Source organism: Bacillus sp. ISL-77 (assembly GCF_018613105.1).
Window position 1 is genome coordinate 69,915 of the sequence record NZ_JAGGQY010000007.1, and the last position, 20,182, is coordinate 90,096.

The following is a 20,182-nucleotide window of genomic DNA, read 5'->3' on the forward strand; positions in this document are numbered from 1 at the left end:
GCAAAAAAAATAAGATTTTTTCCTTGCTTCAACTAAATGGCCTTGTTAACGGTGTGTGACTTTGATTCTTTAAATTTTCCTCCATGATGTGAATATCATCTTTAAAATACTCGGTGATAACCTCTTTTTCTCCAAATAAAAACAGCTGATCTCCTTCATGGATTTTTTCATTGTAGATGTTTCTTCTAATCTTCAATTCACCTCTTTTTATGAATAGGGCAACAAAGTCTAACTGATCATGCTCGTTTATTATTTGATTTATCGTTTTGAAAGCGAGAGAAGAGTCTTTATAGACATGCAGATTTAGTAGATAATCTTCTTTGTCTGTTAAAAATACGTCCCGGATGGGCAAATCACCAAGCTCAATATTCTGTTTCATTTTTTTATGAAATAATTTCGATAATAATTTCTGGATGCATGCCAGCTTTAATACCCCAAAGACTAGCAGGACACCACCTGCTACAAATAAAATGTCATTCATTCTAAGATCGTCAGAAAGGAAATTGCTAATTGATGAAATAATCACTGCAAGGGAGAAGGCCCCAAACAGAATCAGGAAAGTGGCAAGTTTTCTTCGAATGGGGTGACCTAAAATAAGCTCGGATTCTCCTGTAGTAAAGCCAGTGCCTGTCATCAAAGATATGACCTGAAATCTTGAAATCTCCAATTTGAGCCCTGTTAACCGAAATAAAACCACGTAAATTTCGATAACGGCTGTAATGATGATGAAATAGATGAGTAAAAAAAATAAATTCATTTTACCACCTCAAATGGTCAAAAAATTAGCTGGGGCAGTAACGTGCCCCAACCATTTATCACTGCATTTTCTCATTAAAAAATTGAACCGAATACATAGCCCCTTCGCTGACCATATTATTATCTTCTAGATCATGTGGATGCGGGTGTCCTCCTTTTTCAATCGGGAGTGTTTCACTTTTATCAAAAGGAGAAGGTTTAATTTTACGTTTCCAGTCTCTTAAGACACTCTCTGCTTTTACTCTGTTCGGTTTAGAAGATAACCACATCGCTGCAGATGCCCCCATTCCAACCACAACCAATGATGTAATAGGCAAAACTCGTTTCATATCAAGACCTCCTTTAGATTTTAACAATCTCTTAAAATAGGACTTCATTCCAACTAAGTTCTATTAATCCTTTCATACCCGTTTCCTTAGATTTAAAACCTATTTTTAATGTTTCATTTTTTGAAAATTAGGGGATTTAATTAGGAAAACTTTTATCAAAAGGAGATTCTATGGAGAAAACTATCGGACCGAACAAATGGAAGTGGTATCAATTTGACAAAAACGACAGTGAACGAATAGAACCAATTATTGAAAATGTTAACTGCGGGAGCACCGGATGGCTGGAACAGCTGCAGGAACATAAAACAAATTTCTTACGGATAAAAACACTTGATAATGGAAAAAAGGTTGTGACCGGTTCACTTATTTATCAGCAAAATTTTGAAGAGGAACTAGATTATAAAATCTTTCATTTTTATGTAAGTACGGATCAGTTGATTACAGTTGATCTGATGCTGTCTTCCTTTAAACATATCCATACGGAGGACCTTCTCAGGCTCATTGATCGAACGGAAAATCCGGTAGATGGCTTTTTAATTTTTTTGGGAGAACTTATGAATGAAATGTTGTATGAGATCGACCAATTTGAAGATGCGTTAAAAACACTAATCTGGAGTGTTCGGAAACGAAATGAAACGAGTATTCTTGAAAAAATCTATACGCAAAGGCATGAACTATTAGTCTGGAAGAATTTATTAATCCCGATAAAAGAGTTAAAAATGGGGATAGAGGAGATCAATCTAAATGAGGTAAGCACGGGGGATATTTTTAAGACGACGTGTAAACGGATTGAACGGGCGGTTGAATTGCTCAATGAATATGAACATGAGCTTGATTCAATCATTAATTTGGAGGAAGTCATCTCATCCCATCGTGGAAATGAAATTATGAAAACCTTAACGGTCATCACAACGATCTTTACCCCGGTCATGGCGTTTGGGTCATTATGGGGGATGAATTTCAAGCATATGCCGGAACTAGAATGGAAGTTCGGCTATATTATGTCAGTCATTCTAATTATAGCCTCAACCATCCTACTTTATGGATTTTTGAAATTTAATGGCTGGACCGGTGACCTATTAAGAGGGAAAAAGAAAGGATCGTTTTTTAAATAATAGGCTATGTTAAAGCATATTGTTGATTTTGGCACCCTGTTGATTGGAGCGGAAGGCGCGAAGACTCCTGCGGGAGGACGGGGCAGGGGAGACCCCGCAGGAGCGCAGCGACGAGGAGGCTCCCCGGACCGCCCGCGGAAAGCGAAGCGCCTGGAGCGGAAATCAACAGCCAAGTTTAACAAATTCAAATAATGGAATGATTGGCTTGATAGAAAAGGATTTCGATAGATGATAGATAGTTCAGAAGTAACAAATCTATCAAAAAGAGTTTAGGTTCCTACAAAGGGTGGTACAACATAATTAAGGTTACAAGTTAACCTGAAGTGAAATTTTTAAAATTAAAAGGAGGAAAATCAAATGGCAAAGAATACTAGTGAGACAATCAGTAGGGAAGAAGCAGGCCGTAAAGATGATACTACTTTTAAGAAACCCGAACAAGATGCATATCAGGAATTTGAAAATCCGCAAAGTGACGAATCCAATTCTAGGAATTTTAATGAAGAGATGAGGCAGCCAGATAGAGAGGGCGATTCTAGGAATTTCAATCAAGAGATAAGACAGCCAGGAAGAGAGACTGAGTCTAGAAATTACAACGCTCAAGAGATGGGGCAGCCAGGTGACGATCTCAATTCCAAGAATTACAGGCAAGAACCTTATCAAGAGACTGAGAAACAGGGTAAGAACGCCAATTCTAACAATCAGGAATAGAAATCAAATCTATAAGTCGGCTTAACTTGAAAGGAACTATAAAAATATAATTTGAATGATAAGGATATGACGAGTGAATGATCACTCGTCATGTTCGCGTTTTATATTCGACTTGTGCAAGCCTCGTTTCTTTCATGTGATTGTCCAAACAAAAATAACGGCCTCCTATAGAGGACCGTTACTAGGATGTTGCTGCTATTGGAGCGGATCAGGAATCAGATTTTCTTCTTCCAGCTGCTGAGTACCGGTTTTCATATTACTCATTTCCTTGCCGAGTTTCTTCATTTCGCCTAAATCCTGTGCCATCGAACCATTATTATTTTTTTCAACTGATGGGGGTACGGATAATAGCTTTAATTCTTTCAGCATATCGAGTGCTGCACTGCGGACCTGGAGCGGGACGGTATCATTTTCTTCAAAGTCGGCTTCCTCAAAATGAACGAACATACCGCCTTTTTCGGAGGTGTCCGTTTTTACGTACAGTGGGTATGAAGCTCCTGTCACATCACTCATGATATTCAATCGATACGTGGAGTTCCCTAAATACTCTACTTGTTCAAATCCATAATCCTTAAACTGTTGGAGCATTTTCTCTTTATCCATTGCGTCTCCTCCTATTTGAAAAAATTAGTTTAGGTAAATTTACAACAAACCCATATTACCTGAAGATATAGTTCTATCTTGTATGTACCCCTTTTTTTTCGTTTAAAACATGGAAGATATTAGGGCAAAAAGTCTATGCCATTTTCTTCATTTTTTAGCTTGCATAAATTGGTATAATTCTAGATAACAAATAATTTCTTCGAACTTCGAAGATATATTTAGGTGGTAAATGAATGGAAAAAGCAAATCAGATAGTAGAATATGTTCAAACGAATCGGGAGCAAATTTTAAAAGAGTGGTCGGAAAAACTAATACTTATGGATGAACAAAGAGCAGCTAATGTGATATCAGAGAAAGTTTATATCAATATTTGTAATGATTATATAAATTTACTAATTAATAGTTCTACCAAAAATAGTGAAAGCAAGATAAGTGAATTTACTCAAAAAATAGTTCAACTCGGCTGGACATTAGGTTTTATTATGGACTGTTTAAGTGAATTTGGAAAAATTGTTTTCTTTCCGATGGCAGATAAGACTTCAGAAAAGGAACAAGTTGAATTTATTTTGGATTTTGACAAATGGATTAGTCCGATCAACGTTGCAGTGTTTAATCAGTATGCTGAAACTTGGCAAAGAACTGTATCCTTACAAAAAATTGCGCTTCAAGAGCTATCTGCCCCGCTTATCCCGATTTTTGAAAATATTACGATCATGCCGTTAGTTGGAACCATTGACACAGAAAGAGCAAAATCGATTATGGAAAATTTATTACAAGGGATTGTTAAGCATCGCGCCCAAGTTGTATTAATGGATATCACAGGAGTTCCTGTCGTAGACACGATGGTTGCCCACCATATTATTCAGGCATCCGAAGCCGTAAGATTAGTAGGAGCAAAATGTTTAATCGTTGGGATTCGTCCAGAGATTGCACAAACAATCGTTAATTTAGGAATTAATTTAACTCAAGTCATGACAAAAAATAGCTTACAAAAAGGAATTGAGGCTGCCTTGGAAATGACGAATCGAAAGGTCATATCAACGGAGGAATAATAATGGTCGCTAGAATACCTATACTAAAGTTATATAACTGCCTGCTTATTTCTATTCAGTGGGAACTTGATGATCAAACGGCAATACAATTTCAAGAAGATTTGCTTCATAAAATCCATGAAACAGAATCGAATGGTGTAGTCATCGATTTAACGTCTATCGATGTGATTGATTCGTTTATTGCAAAAGTACTAGGCGATGTTATTAGTATGTCCAAACTGATGGGGGCAAAAGTAGTTTTAACGGGCATCCAACCAGCTGTAGCCATTACATTAGTTGAACTAGGAATCCATCTTCAAGAGGTGCTTACAGCACTAGATTTAGAAAAGGGGTTAGAAACACTACAACGGGAGTTGGGGGAGAAAGCATGGAGAACGAATCCTATGTGAAAATTATTACCGAATGGGATATCGTTGCAGCTAGGCAACTAGGCAGAAATGTTGCCAAAGAGCTTGAATTTGGTACAGTTGACCAAGCAAGAATCACGACAGCGATTTCTGAGCTTGCACGTAATATTTATTTATATGCAGGGCAAGGTGAAATACGGATTGAACGCATAGATGGACGGGATAAACGTGGTATAAAGGTGATCGCTGCTGATAATGGACCAGGAATTCAGGATATTAGAAAAGTGATGGAAGATGGATATTCTACATCAGGTGGGTTAGGAGCGGGATTACCGGGGGTTAAGCGCTTAATGGATGAATTTGATATTACCTCTTCACTAGAGGAAGGTACGATTATTAAGACGGTAAAATGGACTCGTTAGGAGGATGCTTGCTATGGAAATTTTCAAATCAAGGTATCGGCATTTGCTTCGCAGTTATCTGAAAGAATCATCCGAAAAAGCTTTGTACCAAGCACAACTATTTAGTAGAAAATCGATTTTACAGCAAATTTCTCCTGAGGAAATTGTCAGTTTACATAGTGAAGCGTTGAAAGAAATTTTTCCGGATATTCAAAAAGAGGTCTTATTGTCCTTTGATTTTCTTTTAGAGGTGATGATGGACTATGGCTTAGCCTACCAGGAGCATCAAAGCATGCGGGATCAACAGCTTGAAATAAAATCAGAAATTGAAATTGCGGCAAGCATTCAAGAAAATTTACTAGAAACATCCATTCCGCAAATGGACGATTTAGATATTGGCGCGACAAGTGTTCCTGCCAAACAAATGAATGGGGATTTTTATCACTTTATTCAGGAGGGGCAGAGTATTCATATAGCCGTTGCAGATGTAATTGGTAAAGGAATACCTGCAGCCATTTGTATGTCGATGATCAAGTATGCAATCGATAGTTTACCAGAGTCTAGGAAAAGTCCTCACTTTGTTTTAGAAAGTATAAATAGAGTCGTAGAAGATAATCTGGATGAAGGTATGTTTATTACCATGTTCTATGGGATGTACGATACAGTTAATCATTCCTTTACCTATGGAGCAGCAGGGCATGAACAAGGATTCTATTATCATTCCGTTACGAATTCATTTGAGGATCTCGTGACAAAAGGTCTAGTATTAGGCGTGGACCAGAACTTTACATATGAGCAGTATCAAAAACAAGTGGAACCCGGGGATATGATTGTCTTATTATCGGATGGAGTGACGGAAGCAAGAACAGAAGATGGTTTTATCGAACGTTCGGTGATAACTGACTTAATTCAAAAATATAAGCAATTAACCGCCCAAGAAATGGTGGAACAAATTTATCGTGAGTTGGAAAAGATGCAGAACTTTGAAATGAATGATGATTTTACGCTAATTATTTTTCGAAGAAAGGTTTAATCTTCCATGGGTGCGGGTAAGTACATAAAAATAGATTAAATTCCTGAGGTGATAATGAATGGATTTAAAAGTTGATAAACACCAAAATAATAGGAAGACATTCGTTTTTGTTGCAGGAGAAATAGATGCATACACTGCACCAAAGCTACGAGAGGAACTATTACCACTCGCTGAAGAGCAAAACCAATCGCTGATCGTCAGTTTAAAAGATGTGTCATATATTGATAGTACTGGCCTAGGTGTATTTATTGGTTTATTCAAACTAATAATGAAAAATGATGGTGAATTAAAGCTCGTAGACTTGTCAGACCGCTTGGAACGACTCTTTCAAATTACAGGTTTAAGCAACATCATTGATATTTCTACGAACTAGAGAGGTGGGGTACAATGAAACAATTAGTTGACTACATTGAAGTGAAAATGCCTGCTAAGCCGGAATATGTAGGGGTAATCCGATTAACGTTATCAGGAATTGCCAGCAGAATGGGATACGCATATGAGGAGATTGAAGATTTAAAGATTGCCGTCAGTGAGGCATGTACGAATGCCGTTCAACATGCTTACAAAGATAATGCCGGCGGAGAAACAATTGTTGGATTTGGAATTTATGAAAATAAACTAGAAATTATGATCGCTGATAATGGAGAGAGTTTTAATTTTGAACAGACAAGGGACAAACTAGGCCCATATTCCGCCTCAACTACAACCGACCAACTGGTGGAGGGAGGGTTGGGTCTATATTTGATGGAAACGCTCATGGATGAAGTCCATGTATTTGACCATTCCGGAGTTACGGTCTTCATGGTGAAGTATTTAAGTGGGGAGCGTGTAAATCATGACACAACCATTTCGAACTATGAAGAGAACTAAGGAAGAAATCAACGCCCTAATCAAAGACTTTCAGCTAAATGAGAGTAAGTCATCTCAAGAAATATTAGTAGACCACTATACTCCGCTAGTCGGAAGCCTTGTGATGAAATATTCAAAAGGCGGCAACTTTCATGAGGATCTCATGCAAATAGGAATAGTCGGGCTATTGGGTGCAATACGAAGATATGATCCGGAACTTGGATCATCCTTTGAAACATTTTTAATACCAACAGTTATTGGAGAAATCAAACGTTACTTAAGGGATAAAACATGGGGAGTCCATGTCCCGAGACGGGTAAAGGAATTATGGACGAAAATTAAGACAGTTGTCGATGAACTGACCAATCAACATCAAAGGTCACCAAAGATCCATGAAATTGCCGAGCATTTGGACGTTTCGGAAGAAGAAGTATTAGAAGCGATGGAGATGGGTAAAAGTTATCAAGCCGTATCTGTGGATCGTTCAATTGAAACGGGCTCAGATGGCAGCACGGTTACAATTCTCGACACCATCGGATCGCATGATGATGGTTTCAAAAGAGTCGACCAAAGGCTCTTGCTTGAGAGTGTTCTGCATGTGCTATCAGAACGAGAAAAAGAAATTCTCATGTTTACATTTATCGCTAATAAGAGTCAGAAAGAAACAGGAGAGTCCTTGGGGATTTCTCAGATGCATGTATCTCGTCTTCAAAAAAAGGCGATTCAAAAATTACGACAGGCACTAAACAAAGATGATGCCAATACAGGAGTAACAAATGCTTGAACTTGAATCAAATCAATATATTCAAACCTTAGTTTATCAGATTCAAAAGGAAGGTAATGTGTGTAACGGCGATAGTTTTTTTATTAAGACAACCGATGATTATTTCATTTGTGCCGTTGCGGACGGTTTGGGAAGCGGGATATACGCACATGCCTCGTCTAACGCGATTCGGGAAGTGGTAGAACAATACCATTATGAAAAGGTCGATGTATTAATCGATTATTGTAATAAAGTCCTTAAGGATAAAAGAGGTGCAACCGTATCTCTATTTAAGGTAGACTTTTTACGTAAAAAAATTACTTATAGCTCCGTAGGAAACATTCGCTTTGTTCTTTATTCGCCCTCAGGTCAATTTTTCAACCCAGTCCCTGTCTATGGATATTTATCTGGAAAGCCGCAAAAATATGGAATTGAAACGTTTACGTATGAAAAAGATGCAAAGTTTATTATTCATACGGACGGGATTTATATTCCCGCCATTAAACATTTATTATCAAGTATTCGATCCATTGAAGAGATGTCGAATCATTTAAAAATGTATACGAAGACACGGAATGATGACTTAACCTATATTATCGGTCAACTCTTGTAACCTACTATTATAAGCGTAACAAAACACGTATCCAACCGTTTTTGGATACGTGTTTTGTTTTGTCCGTTCAACAGTGCCAATGAGAGGGAAAAAAGGCAGGGACGGTCACTGTCAGGAGTTCAGAGTGCCCGTGAGAGAGAAAAAAGGGTGTCAGCTGTAAAGCTGACACCCTTTCACAATACATTTATTCTGCCAGATAGGCTTCGAGCATCCATCTGTGCTTTTCTAAGGAAGTGCGAATCGCAATGAACAGATCAGCCGTAGGTTGATCATCGTTGTCCTCGGCCAAGGTGATTCCCTCTGTAAGCTCGGTGCAGATGGTGTTAAAATCATCAGCCAGTGTCTGAATCATTCCCTCGGCATTTTCGTCGCCCGCGGCTTCCTTGATGGAAGAGATCTGTAATTGCTCCTTTAGTGTCGCCGTTGGTAATTTTCCTAGTGAAAGCATTCTTTCAGCGATGGTATCAAGATGGAGCGCCGACTCCTTATACAATTCTTCAAATTTAGGATGCAGGGTGAAGAAATTTTCACCTTTTACATACCAGTGGTAGTGGTGCAGCTTCATATAAAGAACTGAGAAATTAGCTACCTGTGTGTTGAGAGTCTCTGTTACTAAACTATTTTTTTCTTTTACTTTTGCCATTTTCATTACCTCCGTTTAGTGGAATAGTGTTGATATCTATTCCATACCCCGGACTACATCATTTGAAACCATATAAAAAATTTTTCCAAGAAAGTTTATCGAAAGGCGTGTGCCTGTTCCCTCGTTTGGGGGGGCGGGCATCTTTTTTTTAGGAGCAGGATTAATCTCCGTATAAATCGGGTATTACCCCATAAGGGTATCTAGATAAAATTATGGGGGAGAACAACGTTATGAAAAAACGGAGAATGGAATTTGTTTTTGTCATTATGATGATTGCTCTAGCATATTTGGTGTTTTTTACAGACGTTCCTTTCCTGCCGAAAATGATATCAATGGCATTCTACGGCGTAATTATCTTGATTACAGTGTTTTCCTTGATGCTGGAAAATCGGACGGCACAAAACACGCTTTTGTGGATACATATATTAGTGTTTTTACCAGTTTTGGGATATATCATCTATGTCTATTCGGGTCAATTATTTTTAAAGGGGTATCTTTTTAAAAGTAAGCGCATCAAGGATCGTGAAGTGTTTGAAACAATTAGTAGGAAAAAGCAGAAAGTCGAGTTTTCGCTGCTTAATCATCACCAGCATCATTTCGCTCACTATCTGGATCGGGCGACCTTCACACCAACGAATACCAACACGAAGACAAACATATTAAAAAATGGCGAGGAAACTTTCCGAGAAATGAAAAGTGCGCTTAAGAAAGCAAACGACTTTATCCATATGGAATATTATATCTTCCGAGATGACCGATTAGGCAGTGAGATTATCGACATCTTAATCGAGAAAGTGCAAGAAGGAGTAGAAGTTCGCCTTATGTACGACGCGATGGGAAGTATCACACTTTCAGGTGCCGCTATTAAAGAAATGAAGGAGGCCGGAATCATGGTACATCCTTTTTTGCCAATAAAAAGCGGCCTTTATAATCAAAAGTTTAACTTTCGGAATCATCGAAAAATCGTTGTCATTGACGGTAAGGTAGGATTTGTCGGTGGACTGAACATTGGGGTCGAATACCTTGGTGAAGACGAGGAAATTGGATTTTGGTGTGATACACATGTCGTCCTTGAAGGGGAAGCAGTCCAAACATTGCATGCTGTTTTTTTATTAGATTGGAGGTATGTTAGTGGGGAAATGCTGGTAATGGACGAACGCTATATGAAACCCATACCTGCCGCTGGGGATGGTTTAGTTCATGTCGTCGCAACCGGTCCCGAAACCGGACGGATGAGTGATCATTATTATGCGTTGACCTCATGTGCAACAAAATCGATTTGGATTGCGTCACCGTACTTTGTACCCAATCAAGCAATTCGAACAGCACTAAGGATTGCTGCCAAAAAAGGGATTCAAATACGCATCATGGTGCCTGACACCAATGACGGTTTTCTCACCCAATATGCTTCACGGTCGTATTTACCTGAACTTCTGCGTTCTGGAATTGAAATTTATGCGTACCAAAAAGGGTTCCTCCATAAAAAGGTGATGATTGTCGATGGGGACCTTGCCACAATTGGAACAGCCAATATGGATATGCGCAGTTTTCGTCTCAACTTTGAAGTGAATTTATTTTTAATAGGCACAGATTCCATCCAAGACCTAGTGGCCCATTATGAGGAAGACCTAGAGGATTGCCTGAGAATTCGCCCAGTGGAATTTTACAAAAGAGGATTTACTGAAAAGGCAAAAGAGTCATTTGCTCGTCTATTTTCAGGAATTTTATAAAATTTCTAATATAGAAGGAAAAAAGGGGGATACAAACATGAAACGAAATCATACGATGATGCAATTTTTTGAATGGAATGTAGATCCAGATGGTACGCATTGGAACCGCCTGAAGGAGTTGGCTCCCAAACTGAAAAGGAAAGGAATCGATTCGGTTTGGATTCCACCGGTAACAAAGGGTCACTGCGCCGTCCTCATTTCTAATCAGGACGAGGGCGAAAAGAGAATGTTCGTCGGTGAAGCGCGGGCTGGAGAAGTATGGGTCGACCTAACAGGAACAAGAGACGAGCATATTTTAATTGAAGAAGATGGCTTTGCAACATTCCTGGTTAACGGTGGCAGTGTCTCGGTGTGGGCTCAACCTGAACAAGACGAGGAATAGTTGCTATTTTAAAATAAGAATCAAAAAGGAAAGCACCTTGGATTTCAAGGTGCTTTCCTCTTTTGCTATACATTTTATGTTAAGCAGTATGTCTCATACTTTTTAAAATAAAGCCAACGATTAGTGTGAGAATAATAGCTCCTATGATGGCTGGAATAAGATAAAAACCGCCAACTTCAGGTCCCCAATCCCCCAATAGGAACGATCCAAGAAAAGCACCAATAAATCCGGCGATGATATTTCCAATCACACCTCCAGGTAAATCACGTCCAATGACAAGGCCCCCTAACCACCCGATGATTCCTCCGATAATTAAAGACCAAATAAATCCCATGAAAATTCATCCCTTTCAAATTTTAATGTGTATCTACTAAGGTAAGTACCCGTTATTTTAATGGACAAACCTTTTTTGATAAAAAATTCTATCCGCTATAGTTTTAGAATTTCGCGTTAATGGGTATGTACCCATTAAGAAAAGAAAGGGAGGGAAAAACATGTTATCAGAGAAAGATTTGCTTTTTTTAAAAGATAAATTAATCAAAATCAAAAATGAAACAATCGAAATGTTAGAGTCCAACCCGCCATTAACGTTTGAAGATTTTGGGGAGTTAACCAGCTATGACAACCACTTTGCTGATACCGCCACTGAATTAGAGGAAAGAGAAAAACAAACGCTGTTAATTGAAAATGCAAAAAGCCGCCTCGAAGAAGTGAATGAGGCGTTAGAACGGTTCACTAATGGAACCTATGGAGTTTGTGTCGAAACAGGTGAGGATATCCCTTATGACAGACTTGAAGCCCTTCCTTATGCGAAACGAACTGTGGAAGCGCAAGAAAAACTGGAGTACGAGACAATCCCAATTCGTCAGGGAGATCAGTCATTTTCCACGCCGAAGGAAGATGAAAGAGGAGATAAACGCATTCAAACAGCGGATGAGCTCCAGTACCTGCACGGCAATTCATCGTCTTAACTGACGGGAAAATCGTTAGGGAGAACAGTTAATCTTCACAAAAAAGGTTTCAACTTTTTAAAAAGGGCTATATATCAAATAGAACAACAAGATGCATTTCAACTTACTTACAAAATCAAGATGGTCACACATTAATAATTGAGGAGGAAGTTAAAATGACACAGGTAAAAATAGTAGAAAATGGGCTTCAAGCAAAAAAGGAAATTGAACAATTTATAAAACAAGGGTTCGAAAAAGATGAGGTCTACTTATTGGCCCACGGCAAAGATCGTTCAGAAGATTTGTCAGATGCACTAGATACCAATGAGATAGGGGTAAACGAACAAGGCGTCTTTGATTCAATCGCAAATGTTTTTCGCTCACGCGGGGACGAACTACGCTCTAAAATGGAATCCTTAGGATTAACCAACACAGAAGCACAACAATTTGAAAAAGAATTGGACAGGGGACGCGTATTGGTGGTCGCTGCAAAATAAAAGTAACACAGTTTTACTAGGTTAGTATAATGATAGGAAATAAAAAGGAACTTTCCTTTTGTTTCCTATCCCTCATCATATGAAGAAAGGGGTAAGGTGGATGAAATTTTCAAGAGTGAACTTAGGTGATTTTTTTGGAGGAAACATCAGAGCCCGGCGCAAAATTAGAGTAGATCATAGTTGGGATTCGAATTTTGAAAATCCGATCATACACAAGGAAATACAGGGCGAGAAAGTATATGTCCCATTAAATCTAGGCAGGGTTTGGAATCAGGTAAATTAATGGTAAGTGCGTGGGTTATGTATTTTTGTACCGTATTAGAAACCAGGGTCTTGTCAACCGACCGGATAAAGCAATAAAAATTCGCCTTCGATTCGAGTCATTGGAAGGTGAATTTTTTTTTAGATAGAAAATGTGTTTATTTTTTAAAAATGGATACAAAAGGAAACTTTTCTGACCTTCTTTGTGATAGAATAATCTTTGTGTGAAAAAAGGAGGTTACCGAGTGATAAATGATTTTGGGCAAATTGCCGTGTTAAGTATCCTGTCTCATTTAATTTTTATAACGATTTCCTGGTGGGCCCTACAAGCAATCCGTTTAGAAAAATTGCTGAAACCCAACCATGTATTTCAGGCGCGCTTACTTTACATATTATTAGCAATTTTCGTCGGATCATCTGTTAGTAACTTTTTCCTTGATTATCTCCAATGGTCTAGACAACTACCTTTGATTATGCAAAATATACAATTGGTAAAAATTTAGGTCTTCGTACATGTTCCAATTTGTTAATAAATTGAGTACAATCGTCTTTATGTGGAAAAATAACTTCAACTGAACTGTCATAAAGTTTGGAACTTGTCTAAAAGTGACGACATTTCCCAAGTATGCTACTCCTCTACCTGGTAACAATGGTAATGAGGGGGAGTAGAGATGAAGAGAAATCGTAAGATCCTTTTGAGCGTGATAACAATCATCAGTTTAATCCTGGTTGTTATTGGGAACCAAACTGAAGCAAACGGTGGCGGAATCGGCTCCATTTTTCAAAAAGAAATGGACTTAACGAAAATCGGCTCTATTTTACAAGCCGAAGATATTTTGCTCGATGATTGGACTTTTTATGCAAGAGAGCATTTGGATGGCCTAAAAAGTGAGCAGGAAGTTAAGGAATATGCTAAAGAGCTTCAAACGAAGTTTCCTGATTGGGAATGGTCTGTAAAAAGTACCAGCGAAAAATGGGAAGTAACGGCAGTATCTCCAACGACTAAACACCACATAGAAAAGCTTCAAATGATGGCAACCCACACAAAACAACCGGTTAATGCGTATATAGTATATAGTATCAGTGGTAAAGAGTGGAACAAGTCTACTGAGGCCTATTTCACGACCCGTCAATTTAAATCTAGGCTGTCGAACATATTTCGAGGGAAACCAACAATTTTCTCTTGTATGAAAGGTACGGTCGGTGATAAGATGAATACGGCTTTACCGAAGACAGCGAATCATTTGCTGTCCGTATTTAAAGCAAAAGAAATCGAAGCGTTAAAAGAGGAGACATTCATGTCTGTTTCGGCGAACTCGCCGATGTTTAAAGGCTCCATAGATAATCAAAGAGATAACATGAATTTACAAATTGGTATACGCTCCGAAGGATTGGGCGGTAAGACTACCATAGTAGTTGGCACACCAATCATTACTATTGAATATTAATATAGAGAAAATGGACGCGGAGGGGAATACTCTTGGAAAAGATTATCGTCCGCGGCGGAAAAAGGCTTGATGGAACTGTTAAAGTAGAAGGCGCAAAAAATGCTGTCTTGCCTGTACTCGCTGCAACATTATTAGCAAGTGACGGAAAAAGTGTAATTCGTGATGTACCTACACTCTCCGATGTATACACAATTAATGAAGTTTTACGCAACTTAAACGCTGAAGTGTCGTTTGAAAACAATACAGTCGTAGTAGATGCATCCAGAGTGTTAAAGGATGAGGCGCCGTTCGAATATGTTCGAAAGATGCGCGCGTCTGTGCTTGTCATGGGATCATTACTCGCTCGAAATGGCCGTGCACGTGTGGCCCTGCCGGGTGGCTGTGCTATTGGATCCCGTCCTATCGATCAGCATCTCAAAGGCTTTGAAGCCATGGGAGCGTCGGTTAAGGTAGGAAACGGTTTTATTGAAGCGGAGGTTAATGGCCGCTTAAAAGGTGCAAAGATTTATTTGGATTTCCCAAGTGTTGGGGCTACCGAAAACATTATGATGGCTGCAACTCTTGCGGTTGGTACGACCATTATTGAGAACGTGGCAAAAGAACCAGAAATCGTTGACCTTGCAAACTTCCTGAATAAGATGGGCGCTAAGGTTCGCGGCGCTGGCACTGGGACCCTTCGTATTGAAGGTGTGGACGTGTTATTTGGCGCAGACCACCATATTATTCCTGACCGAATCGAAGCGGGAACCTTTATGGTGGCTGCTGCGATTACAGGCGGAGATGTATTGGTAAAGGGCGCAGTTCCTGAACATTTATCATCTTTGATTGCAAAAATGGTGGAAATGGGTATCACGATTCGTGAGGAAGAAGATGGCGTTCGTGTCATCGGAACCGATCGTATGAAGGCTGTCGACATCAAAACGATGCCGCATCCAGGTTTCCCAACCGATATGCAATCACAAATGATGGCGTTATTGCTTCGCGCAAACGGCACCTCGATGATTACAGAAACTGTGTTCGAAAACCGTTTTATGCATGTTGAGGAATTCCGCCGCATGAATGCCGACATCAAAATTGAAGGCCGTTCTGTTATTTTAAATGGTTCTTCCAATTTACAAGGTGCGGAAGTATCTGCAACAGATCTACGTGCCGCTGCCGCATTAATTTTGACTGGTTTAGTTTCTGAAGGCATGACACGCGTGACCGAGTTGAAACACTTAGACCGTGGCTACGTGGACTTCCACGGCAAGCTAGCAAGCCTAGGCGCCGACATCGAACGTGTTACTGAAGCAGACGAAATATTCACAGAAGTCCAAGACTTCGTATCGGATATGAACGCTTAGTTTGGATCTTAGATCGTGTAACTTGTATCGGATTTGTTAGGCGACGCTTAACCAAATTCCTACAGCCAATAAAAGCAAACGCAAAACAACGGGCCCTGATGTAGAATCAGGGCCTTTTTGAATTTTCCGGGAATCGCGGCGCGCGTGTGTCCGTGTGGCGTGGACATTTGTGTTTATTTGGTGCCTGACACCATAGAAGGACATTTGTGTTTGAGTGGTGCCTGACACCAATAAGAGACATTTGTCCACGAGCGGTGCCTAACACCCGTTTCATTATTTATATAAAAAATCCGTAATAAATGCTTGTCCGCCTCCATATGTATTAATTGAGACGCAACCCGCCTGTGCTGTAGGCGGGGTTGTGAATTTGCAAACTGGAGGCACTATCATGAAAAAAATCAAACCTTTCGTCGTACTAGCAGCAGTCCTCATTGCCTTGACATTAATTATTCCCGCAGTGCTTGTGTTACCGTTCTCGGATGAGCATCGGGCGAGTGGAAAGTTAGGGGAGGATTTAACCAAGACCCCGGCCAAAGAAACCAAAGCGGTGTCCAATTCTTCCGATCCGGCCGTCGAAGTTGCGGTGTTCCGTACCTCAAAATCCCAAATTGAGAATGTGCCATTAGAAGATTACCTCGTTGGTGTGGTAGCTGCTGAGATGCCGGCAGAGTTTAAGGAAGAAGCCCTGAAGGCCCAGGCACTAACAGCGAGAACATATATCGTGAAAAGGTTACTAAGTAAGGATACGCTCGGCGTCCCTAAAGGTGCGCAGGTAACGGACACCCAAATCCATCAGGTTTACATGAATGATGATGAACTAAGAAGGGAATGGGGAATGGAGTACGACGCGAAAAGGAAGAAGGTTTTAAACGCTGTTCGGGCAACGGCTGGGCAAATTTTGGCCTATGATGGCGAGCCGATAGATGCATTGTTCTTCTCCACGAGTAATGGATATACGGAAAACTCGGAAGATTATTGGGCAGGCAACATCCCATACTTAAGAAGTGTATCCAGTCCATGGGATAAAAATTCCCCGAAATTTAACAGTCAAAAGGTCATGACGGTTCATCAGTTTGAAGCGCGGCTTGGAGTGAAGCTCGGTTCGGGGTCAACGATTGGAAAAATTGTCGACCGGACAGAGGGGAAACGTGTCGGCAAGGTTGATTTTAATGGAAAGGTTTTGAGCGGGCGCGATATCCGCGATAAACTGAATCTGCGGTCATCTGACTTTGCCTGGAAGCGTAAGGGCGATAATATTGTGATTACCACCAAGGGATTCGGTCATGGCGTCGGAATGAGCCAATACGGGGCTAACGGAATGGCTGCGGAAGGAAAGAGTTATAAGGAGATTGTGATGCATTATTATCAGGGAGTCGAGATTACGTCGGCGGATCATATGCTAGATACGGTTACTGCGAAGAAATGAATATGTGGGGAGCCAGGCTGGAGGGATGCCTGGCTTTTCTGTTTTAGAGGGTGAAAAGAGGAAGTGGCAGATAAAATGACCAAAGCGGTAGATAAATATCAAAACGTTCTAAAAAGGTAACTTAAAAGCTGGAAAATTGGTAGAGAATCCAGTTCAATAGGCTTGATTCTAATAAAAGGAAAAGAAAGTGACCTAAGCCAGGAAAAACACCTGGCTTTTTAGCTATAAATGTGATGGTTGAAGGTGGTTTGAGGGTGAAAAAAGGGAAGTGGCAGATAAGTTGTAGAAAGTGGCCGATAAAATAATCAAAGTGGCAGATAAATCCGAAAAGTGGCAGATAAAAAGATCAAAGCGGCAGATAAATATAAAACGTTTTAAAAAAGGTAACTTAAGTTCATAAAATGGACAAAAAAAAATTGTCGATTATTGCAGGATTTTCCATGTGAAAGGAGAAATTTTAAAAAAAAGAGAAAGGACTGATGCGATTGTTTGCAAAAGAATGTTTACTTCCGTTGAGAATCCAAAAATATGAGGCACTTATCCGAAGAATTAATGAAAATCACCCAATTCAACCAGCTTTATTAACCGAATATAAGAACTGGATGGCCGGTTACCACGGAGAAAAATCTCTAGACTTCCACTTAAGTATGCTCCCCGACACAAACTATCTTATTTTCCATAACATTCGCCTTCAATTAGGGAAGTATTTTTTCCAGATTGATATTCTACTCCTTAGTGCCGCATTTGCCTTAGCTCTTGAAGTGAAGAACCGAACGGGGGAGTACCACTTCCAAAAATACTTAAATCAAACAATCCTAAAAAATAATGGTAAGGATGAGCGAATTAAGAATCCCGTATTACAAGCCAAGCTGCAGGCGTTGAAACTAAAAAATTGGCTGAAGAAGCATAATAGCCGTGAGATTCCAATTCACTATCTTTTTGTCAATAGTAACCAAAGGGCTATGATTCGTGTTGAATCGGGTCATGAACAAATCCTGCGAAATATCTGCAATAGTGAAGGCTTACTAGAAAAAATTACGCAGATTGCTAGCCAAAATAAAGATGAGAAACTTAATAAGAAAGAGTTGGGTAAGGTTAAAAGATTGATATTAACCAATGATACTCCGGAAGATCCCGATTTACTCGAACATTTTCATCTTTCTAAAAATGATCTCCCCACAGGTGTTCAATGCCCTATATGTAACTGTTTACCCATGAAATATATTTACGGAACATGGGTCTGTCCGAATTGTAAGTGTAACTCAAAAACAGTCCATATCCAAGCGCTCAACGATTACTTTCTTTTAATAAAGCCCTCGATTACGAACTCTGAGTTGAGACGTTTTCTTCATATTGACTCCCCTAAAAGTGCAAATAACATTCTAAAATCGATGAATCTAGCCTATAAAGGGGTATTTAAAGGTAGAATTTATTTTCCCAAAAGATCAAAAGTGGCTACACACGCCCCAGCACCCTCCTAAGCCGCGTAAACTTCCCTTTAAACAATGCCCCTCTGATAAAATAAAAGCTAACCAAGATCCCTGTGAAGTCTTTTACAAGGTCAAAGAGCGAGGAAGAGCGATAGGAATAGAATGATTGGTGGATTTCGTCGCTGATTCCGTAGAGGGCAGCGAAGACTGCACAAGCTATATTCAACGCCGGTGTGAAGGCAGCGCGGCGAGTTAACATCGCTAGCACGAGCAAAACATACAAAATCGCGAACTCTATTAAATGCAAGGATTCCTTTATAAAGTGGTCGATTTGGGAATCGGGCAGCTTTACAAAATGATCCGCTGGCAGACTCGACATAATCCAAATGGCCGCCATATAGGCAAACGGGAGCACCCGCCACACCCATTTTATGATTTTCATGAAAATTTCCTCCTATATCGTAAAAACACTTTTAAAATAATTTTTCACCCTTCATGCATAAAAACATAAACACTGTTAAAAAATAAGTTCAAAAAAATTTTTTTCGCTCGTGTATATAATTCTACTTATCTGTTCAGAATGATTGCTGAGGTGATGAAAATGAGAGAGGAAGAAAACAAACGATCTTCTCAAAGTTCCAGCGTAAAACGCTTTTTCAAAAAGCGTTGGGTATTTCCAGCCATCTATATTGCAAGTGCAGCACTCATTCTGACCGCAGTACTATGGTATCAATCGAGCAACAGTGCGACAGACAAATACGATTACAAATCCACTGATATTGCCGGTAAAAAGAACCAAGAACCAGCGATTGAAGTTAGCAAAACACTTGAAGACTTCAAAATGCCAGTGGAAAATGCAGATGCAGCAGTCGTTAAAACGAAATTCTATGATTTCAATGGAAAAACAGAAGACCAGGAAGCGGCATTGGTATTTTATAACAATACCTACCAACCAAACACTGGAATCGACGTTACCATGAAAGATGATGAGTCCTTTAATGTCGTTGCAGCATTAAGCGGTACGGTCACACGAGTTGATGAAGATGCAGTCCTTGGGAATGTCATTGAAGTGGAACACGACAAAGGTATTGTAACACAATATCAATCCGTAAAAGACATAAAGATCAAGGTTGGCGAAGAAGTAAAACAGGGACAAGTTCTTGCCACGGCTGGACAAAGCTTGTTCAATGAAAAAGCTGGAACACATGTACATTTTGAAATTCGTAAAGATGGAATTGCTGTAAATCCCACTAACTATTTTAACAAATCGTTAAGCACGTTACAGGAAGCCGAACTTTCGAATGACAAGGCAAGCGAATCAGTAGAAACTCCACAAATGAAGGAAGAACAACAAAAGATTGAAGACCCAGCAAACTCTTCCGACCAAGAAACAAATGTGGACGAAGAATCATCTACTTCTACAAAAAATGCAAATTCATAATATCGTTACAAAGGGGAAGGGGAATTCTTTCCTCTTTTTTTCGTTTAGATGCTTTTGAGGAA

General features: G+C 39.6%; 26 protein-coding genes and 1 pseudogene. 21 read left to right on the plus strand and 6 right to left on the minus strand.

Annotated features, from left to right (window positions below; all coding sequences use genetic code 11):
• Nucleotides 1-28: 28 nt before the first annotated feature.
• On the minus strand, nucleotides 29-757 hold the full coding sequence (locus J7E77_RS02170) for a hypothetical protein (RefSeq protein WP_214712032.1): 729 nt from the start codon (nucleotides 755-757) through the stop codon (nucleotides 29-31).
• A 58-nt stretch (nucleotides 758-815) separates the two neighbouring features.
• On the minus strand, nucleotides 816-1,085 hold the full coding sequence (locus J7E77_RS02175; protein ID WP_098932403.1) for a hypothetical protein: 270 nt from the start codon (nucleotides 1,083-1,085) through the stop codon (nucleotides 816-818).
• A 170-nt stretch (nucleotides 1,086-1,255) separates the two neighbouring features.
• Between J7E77_RS02175 and J7E77_RS02180 the strand changes: the two genes are divergently transcribed.
• Together J7E77_RS02180 and J7E77_RS02185 are read left to right on the plus strand one after the other, a co-directional pair.
• Nucleotides 1,256-2,200, plus strand: a complete 945-nt coding sequence (locus J7E77_RS02180; RefSeq protein ID WP_214712033.1) for a magnesium transporter CorA family protein — start codon at nucleotides 1,256-1,258, stop codon at nucleotides 2,198-2,200.
• Between the two features lie 357 nt (nucleotides 2,201-2,557).
• On the plus strand, nucleotides 2,558-2,908 hold the full coding sequence (locus J7E77_RS02185; protein ID WP_214712034.1) for a hypothetical protein: 351 nt from the start codon (nucleotides 2,558-2,560) through the stop codon (nucleotides 2,906-2,908).
• A 195-nt stretch (nucleotides 2,909-3,103) separates the two neighbouring features.
• Here the strand turns inward: J7E77_RS02185 and J7E77_RS02190 are convergent, their stop codons facing one another.
• Nucleotides 3,104-3,511 (minus strand): hypothetical protein, encoded by a 408-nt coding sequence (locus J7E77_RS02190; RefSeq protein ID WP_214712078.1) that lies wholly within the window; start codon nucleotides 3,509-3,511, stop codon nucleotides 3,104-3,106.
• A 233-nt stretch (nucleotides 3,512-3,744) separates the two neighbouring features.
• Here J7E77_RS02190 and J7E77_RS02195 point away from each other — a divergent pair, with 233 nt between their 5' ends.
• Genes J7E77_RS02195 through J7E77_RS02230 form a run of 8 tightly spaced genes read left to right on the plus strand, consistent with a single transcriptional unit; the run spans nucleotide 3,745 to nucleotide 8,569 of the window.
• A complete protein-coding gene (locus J7E77_RS02195) occupies nucleotides 3,745-4,563 on the plus strand; it encodes an STAS domain-containing protein (RefSeq protein ID WP_214712036.1) in 819 nt (272 codons plus the stop codon).
• 2 nt (nucleotides 4,564-4,565) lie between these two features.
• Nucleotides 4,566-4,952, plus strand: coding sequence for an STAS domain-containing protein (locus J7E77_RS02200; RefSeq protein WP_251027972.1), 387 nt, complete (start codon nucleotides 4,566-4,568; stop codon nucleotides 4,950-4,952).
• The gene (locus tag J7E77_RS02205) at nucleotides 4,931-5,332 is read left to right on the plus strand and encodes an anti-sigma regulatory factor (protein ID WP_214712038.1); all 402 of its coding nucleotides are present in this window, start codon (nucleotides 4,931-4,933) and stop codon (nucleotides 5,330-5,332) included. Before J7E77_RS02200 ends, J7E77_RS02205 begins: the two co-directional genes overlap by 22 nt.
• A gap of 13 nt (nucleotides 5,333-5,345) precedes the next feature.
• Nucleotides 5,346-6,344: a PP2C family protein-serine/threonine phosphatase gene (locus tag J7E77_RS02210; protein WP_374102940.1), complete on the plus strand. Its 999-nt coding sequence runs from the start codon at nucleotides 5,346-5,348 to the stop codon at nucleotides 6,342-6,344.
• 58 nt (nucleotides 6,345-6,402) lie between these two features.
• Nucleotides 6,403-6,717, plus strand: coding sequence for an anti-sigma factor antagonist (locus J7E77_RS02215; RefSeq protein ID WP_214712042.1), 315 nt, complete (start codon nucleotides 6,403-6,405; stop codon nucleotides 6,715-6,717).
• 14 nt (nucleotides 6,718-6,731) lie between these two features.
• A complete protein-coding gene (rsbW, locus tag J7E77_RS02220; protein ID WP_214712044.1) occupies nucleotides 6,732-7,214 on the plus strand; it encodes an anti-sigma B factor RsbW in 483 nt (160 codons plus the stop codon).
• The gene (sigB, locus tag J7E77_RS02225; RefSeq protein ID WP_214712045.1) at nucleotides 7,180-7,977 is read left to right on the plus strand and encodes an RNA polymerase sigma factor SigB; all 798 of its coding nucleotides are present in this window, start codon (nucleotides 7,180-7,182) and stop codon (nucleotides 7,975-7,977) included. The genes rsbW and sigB overlap by 35 nt, the downstream gene beginning before the upstream one ends.
• The gene (locus J7E77_RS02230) at nucleotides 7,970-8,569 is read left to right on the plus strand and encodes a PP2C family serine/threonine-protein phosphatase (protein ID WP_214712046.1); all 600 of its coding nucleotides are present in this window, start codon (nucleotides 7,970-7,972) and stop codon (nucleotides 8,567-8,569) included. The genes sigB and J7E77_RS02230 overlap by 8 nt, the downstream gene beginning before the upstream one ends.
• A 184-nt stretch (nucleotides 8,570-8,753) precedes the next feature.
• Here J7E77_RS02230 and J7E77_RS02235 read toward each other — a convergent pair whose 3' ends face one another.
• A complete protein-coding gene (locus J7E77_RS02235) occupies nucleotides 8,754-9,212 on the minus strand; it encodes a Dps family protein (protein WP_214712047.1) in 459 nt (152 codons plus the stop codon).
• A 230-nt stretch (nucleotides 9,213-9,442) separates the two neighbouring features.
• On the opposite strand from J7E77_RS02235, the gene cls reads away from it, so the two are divergent.
• Nucleotides 9,443-10,942, plus strand: a complete 1,500-nt coding sequence (gene cls / locus J7E77_RS02240) for a cardiolipin synthase (RefSeq protein ID WP_214712048.1) — start codon at nucleotides 9,443-9,445, stop codon at nucleotides 10,940-10,942.
• 37 nt (nucleotides 10,943-10,979) lie between these two features.
• A pseudogene (locus J7E77_RS31600) lies at nucleotides 10,980-11,159 on the plus strand (alpha-amylase); the annotation flags it as partial.
• A gap of 244 nt (nucleotides 11,160-11,403) precedes the next feature.
• On the opposite strand, the gene J7E77_RS02250 reads toward J7E77_RS31600, so the two are convergent.
• Complete coding sequence (locus J7E77_RS02250; protein WP_214712049.1) at nucleotides 11,404-11,658, minus strand: GlsB/YeaQ/YmgE family stress response membrane protein; 255 nt, start codon at nucleotides 11,656-11,658, stop codon at nucleotides 11,404-11,406.
• A gap of 160 nt (nucleotides 11,659-11,818) precedes the next feature.
• Here J7E77_RS02250 and J7E77_RS02255 point away from each other — a divergent pair, with 160 nt between their 5' ends.
• From J7E77_RS02255 to J7E77_RS02290, 8 genes are all read left to right on the plus strand, one after another.
• On the plus strand, nucleotides 11,819-12,295 hold the full coding sequence (locus J7E77_RS02255) for a TraR/DksA C4-type zinc finger protein (protein ID WP_214712051.1): 477 nt from the start codon (nucleotides 11,819-11,821) through the stop codon (nucleotides 12,293-12,295).
• Nucleotides 12,296-12,450: 155 nt separating this feature from the next.
• Nucleotides 12,451-12,771 carry a YflT domain-containing protein gene (locus J7E77_RS02260; protein WP_214712053.1) on the plus strand — a complete coding sequence of 107 codons (321 nt, stop codon included), beginning with the start codon at nucleotides 12,451-12,453 and terminating at the stop codon, nucleotides 12,769-12,771.
• A 100-nt stretch (nucleotides 12,772-12,871) separates the two neighbouring features.
• Nucleotides 12,872-13,054 (plus strand): hypothetical protein, encoded by a 183-nt coding sequence (locus tag J7E77_RS02265; RefSeq protein WP_088090159.1) that lies wholly within the window; start codon nucleotides 12,872-12,874, stop codon nucleotides 13,052-13,054.
• 223 nt (nucleotides 13,055-13,277) lie between these two features.
• A complete protein-coding gene (locus J7E77_RS02270) occupies nucleotides 13,278-13,535 on the plus strand; it encodes a DUF1146 family protein (protein WP_088090158.1) in 258 nt (85 codons plus the stop codon).
• 168 nt (nucleotides 13,536-13,703) lie between these two features.
• Nucleotides 13,704-14,480 carry a YwmB family TATA-box binding protein gene (locus J7E77_RS02275; protein ID WP_214712055.1) on the plus strand — a complete coding sequence of 259 codons (777 nt, stop codon included), beginning with the start codon at nucleotides 13,704-13,706 and terminating at the stop codon, nucleotides 14,478-14,480.
• 32 nt (nucleotides 14,481-14,512) lie between these two features.
• Nucleotides 14,513-15,823 (plus strand): UDP-N-acetylglucosamine 1-carboxyvinyltransferase, encoded by a 1,311-nt coding sequence (gene murA, locus J7E77_RS02280; protein WP_214712057.1) that lies wholly within the window; start codon nucleotides 14,513-14,515, stop codon nucleotides 15,821-15,823.
• Nucleotides 15,824-16,211: 388 nt separating this feature from the next.
• The gene (gene spoIID, locus J7E77_RS02285; protein ID WP_214712076.1) at nucleotides 16,212-17,249 is read left to right on the plus strand and encodes a stage II sporulation protein D; all 1,038 of its coding nucleotides are present in this window, start codon (nucleotides 16,212-16,214) and stop codon (nucleotides 17,247-17,249) included.
• A gap of 479 nt (nucleotides 17,250-17,728) precedes the next feature.
• On the plus strand, nucleotides 17,729-18,730 hold the full coding sequence (locus J7E77_RS02290; protein ID WP_214712059.1) for a nuclease-related domain-containing protein: 1,002 nt from the start codon (nucleotides 17,729-17,731) through the stop codon (nucleotides 18,728-18,730).
• Here the strand turns inward: J7E77_RS02290 and J7E77_RS02295 are convergent.
• Entirely contained in the window at nucleotides 18,705-19,121 is a 417-nt protein-coding gene (locus tag J7E77_RS02295) for a VanZ family protein (RefSeq protein WP_214712060.1), read from the minus strand. The two genes, J7E77_RS02290 and J7E77_RS02295, sit on opposite strands and share 26 nt — an antisense overlap.
• Nucleotides 19,122-19,280: 159 nt before the next feature.
• Between J7E77_RS02295 and spoIIQ the strand changes: the two genes are divergently transcribed.
• Nucleotides 19,281-20,120, plus strand: coding sequence for a stage II sporulation protein SpoIIQ (gene spoIIQ / locus J7E77_RS02300; protein ID WP_214712061.1), 840 nt, complete (start codon nucleotides 19,281-19,283; stop codon nucleotides 20,118-20,120).
• Nucleotides 20,121-20,182 lie beyond the last annotated feature (62 nt).

Coding starts and splice junctions, on each gene's coding strand:
- J7E77_RS02235 (WP_214712047.1), bottom strand. CDS start 9,212: ATGGCAAAAGTAAAAGAAAAAAATAGTTTAGTAACAGAGACTCTCAAC.
- J7E77_RS02185 (WP_214712034.1), top strand. CDS start 2,558: ATGGCAAAGAATACTAGTGAGACAATCAGTAGGGAAGAAGCAGGCCGT.
- J7E77_RS02215 (WP_214712042.1), top strand. CDS start 6,403: ATGGATTTAAAAGTTGATAAACACCAAAATAATAGGAAGACATTCGTT.
- J7E77_RS02265 (WP_088090159.1), top strand. CDS start 12,872: ATGAAATTTTCAAGAGTGAACTTAGGTGATTTTTTTGGAGGAAACATC.
- J7E77_RS02170 (WP_214712032.1), bottom strand. CDS start 757: ATGAATTTATTTTTTTTACTCATCTATTTCATCATCATTACAGCCGTT.
- J7E77_RS02200 (WP_251027972.1), top strand. CDS start 4,566: ATGGTCGCTAGAATACCTATACTAAAGTTATATAACTGCCTGCTTATT.
- J7E77_RS02250 (WP_214712049.1), bottom strand. CDS start 11,658: ATGGGATTTATTTGGTCTTTAATTATCGGAGGAATCATCGGGTGGTTA.
- rsbW (WP_214712044.1), top strand. CDS start 6,732: ATGAAACAATTAGTTGACTACATTGAAGTGAAAATGCCTGCTAAGCCG.
- J7E77_RS02255 (WP_214712051.1), top strand. CDS start 11,819: ATGTTATCAGAGAAAGATTTGCTTTTTTTAAAAGATAAATTAATCAAA.
- cls (WP_214712048.1), top strand. CDS start 9,443: ATGAAAAAACGGAGAATGGAATTTGTTTTTGTCATTATGATGATTGCT.
- J7E77_RS02205 (WP_214712038.1), top strand. CDS start 4,931: ATGGAGAACGAATCCTATGTGAAAATTATTACCGAATGGGATATCGTT.
- J7E77_RS02230 (WP_214712046.1), top strand. CDS start 7,970: ATGCTTGAACTTGAATCAAATCAATATATTCAAACCTTAGTTTATCAG.
- J7E77_RS02180 (WP_214712033.1), top strand. CDS start 1,256: ATGGAGAAAACTATCGGACCGAACAAATGGAAGTGGTATCAATTTGAC.
- J7E77_RS02190 (WP_214712078.1), bottom strand. CDS start 3,511: ATGGATAAAGAGAAAATGCTCCAACAGTTTAAGGATTATGGATTTGAA.
- J7E77_RS02290 (WP_214712059.1), top strand. CDS start 17,729: ATGCGATTGTTTGCAAAAGAATGTTTACTTCCGTTGAGAATCCAAAAA.
- spoIID (WP_214712076.1), top strand. CDS start 16,212: ATGAAAAAAATCAAACCTTTCGTCGTACTAGCAGCAGTCCTCATTGCC.
- J7E77_RS02295 (WP_214712060.1), bottom strand. CDS start 19,121: ATGAAAATCATAAAATGGGTGTGGCGGGTGCTCCCGTTTGCCTATATG.
- J7E77_RS02260 (WP_214712053.1), top strand. CDS start 12,451: ATGACACAGGTAAAAATAGTAGAAAATGGGCTTCAAGCAAAAAAGGAA.
- J7E77_RS02195 (WP_214712036.1), top strand. CDS start 3,745: ATGGAAAAAGCAAATCAGATAGTAGAATATGTTCAAACGAATCGGGAG.
- sigB (WP_214712045.1), top strand. CDS start 7,180: ATGACACAACCATTTCGAACTATGAAGAGAACTAAGGAAGAAATCAAC.
- J7E77_RS02175 (WP_098932403.1), bottom strand. CDS start 1,085: ATGAAACGAGTTTTGCCTATTACATCATTGGTTGTGGTTGGAATGGGG.
- spoIIQ (WP_214712061.1), top strand. CDS start 19,281: ATGAGAGAGGAAGAAAACAAACGATCTTCTCAAAGTTCCAGCGTAAAA.
- J7E77_RS02210 (WP_374102940.1), top strand. CDS start 5,346: ATGGAAATTTTCAAATCAAGGTATCGGCATTTGCTTCGCAGTTATCTG.
- J7E77_RS02275 (WP_214712055.1), top strand. CDS start 13,704: ATGAAGAGAAATCGTAAGATCCTTTTGAGCGTGATAACAATCATCAGT.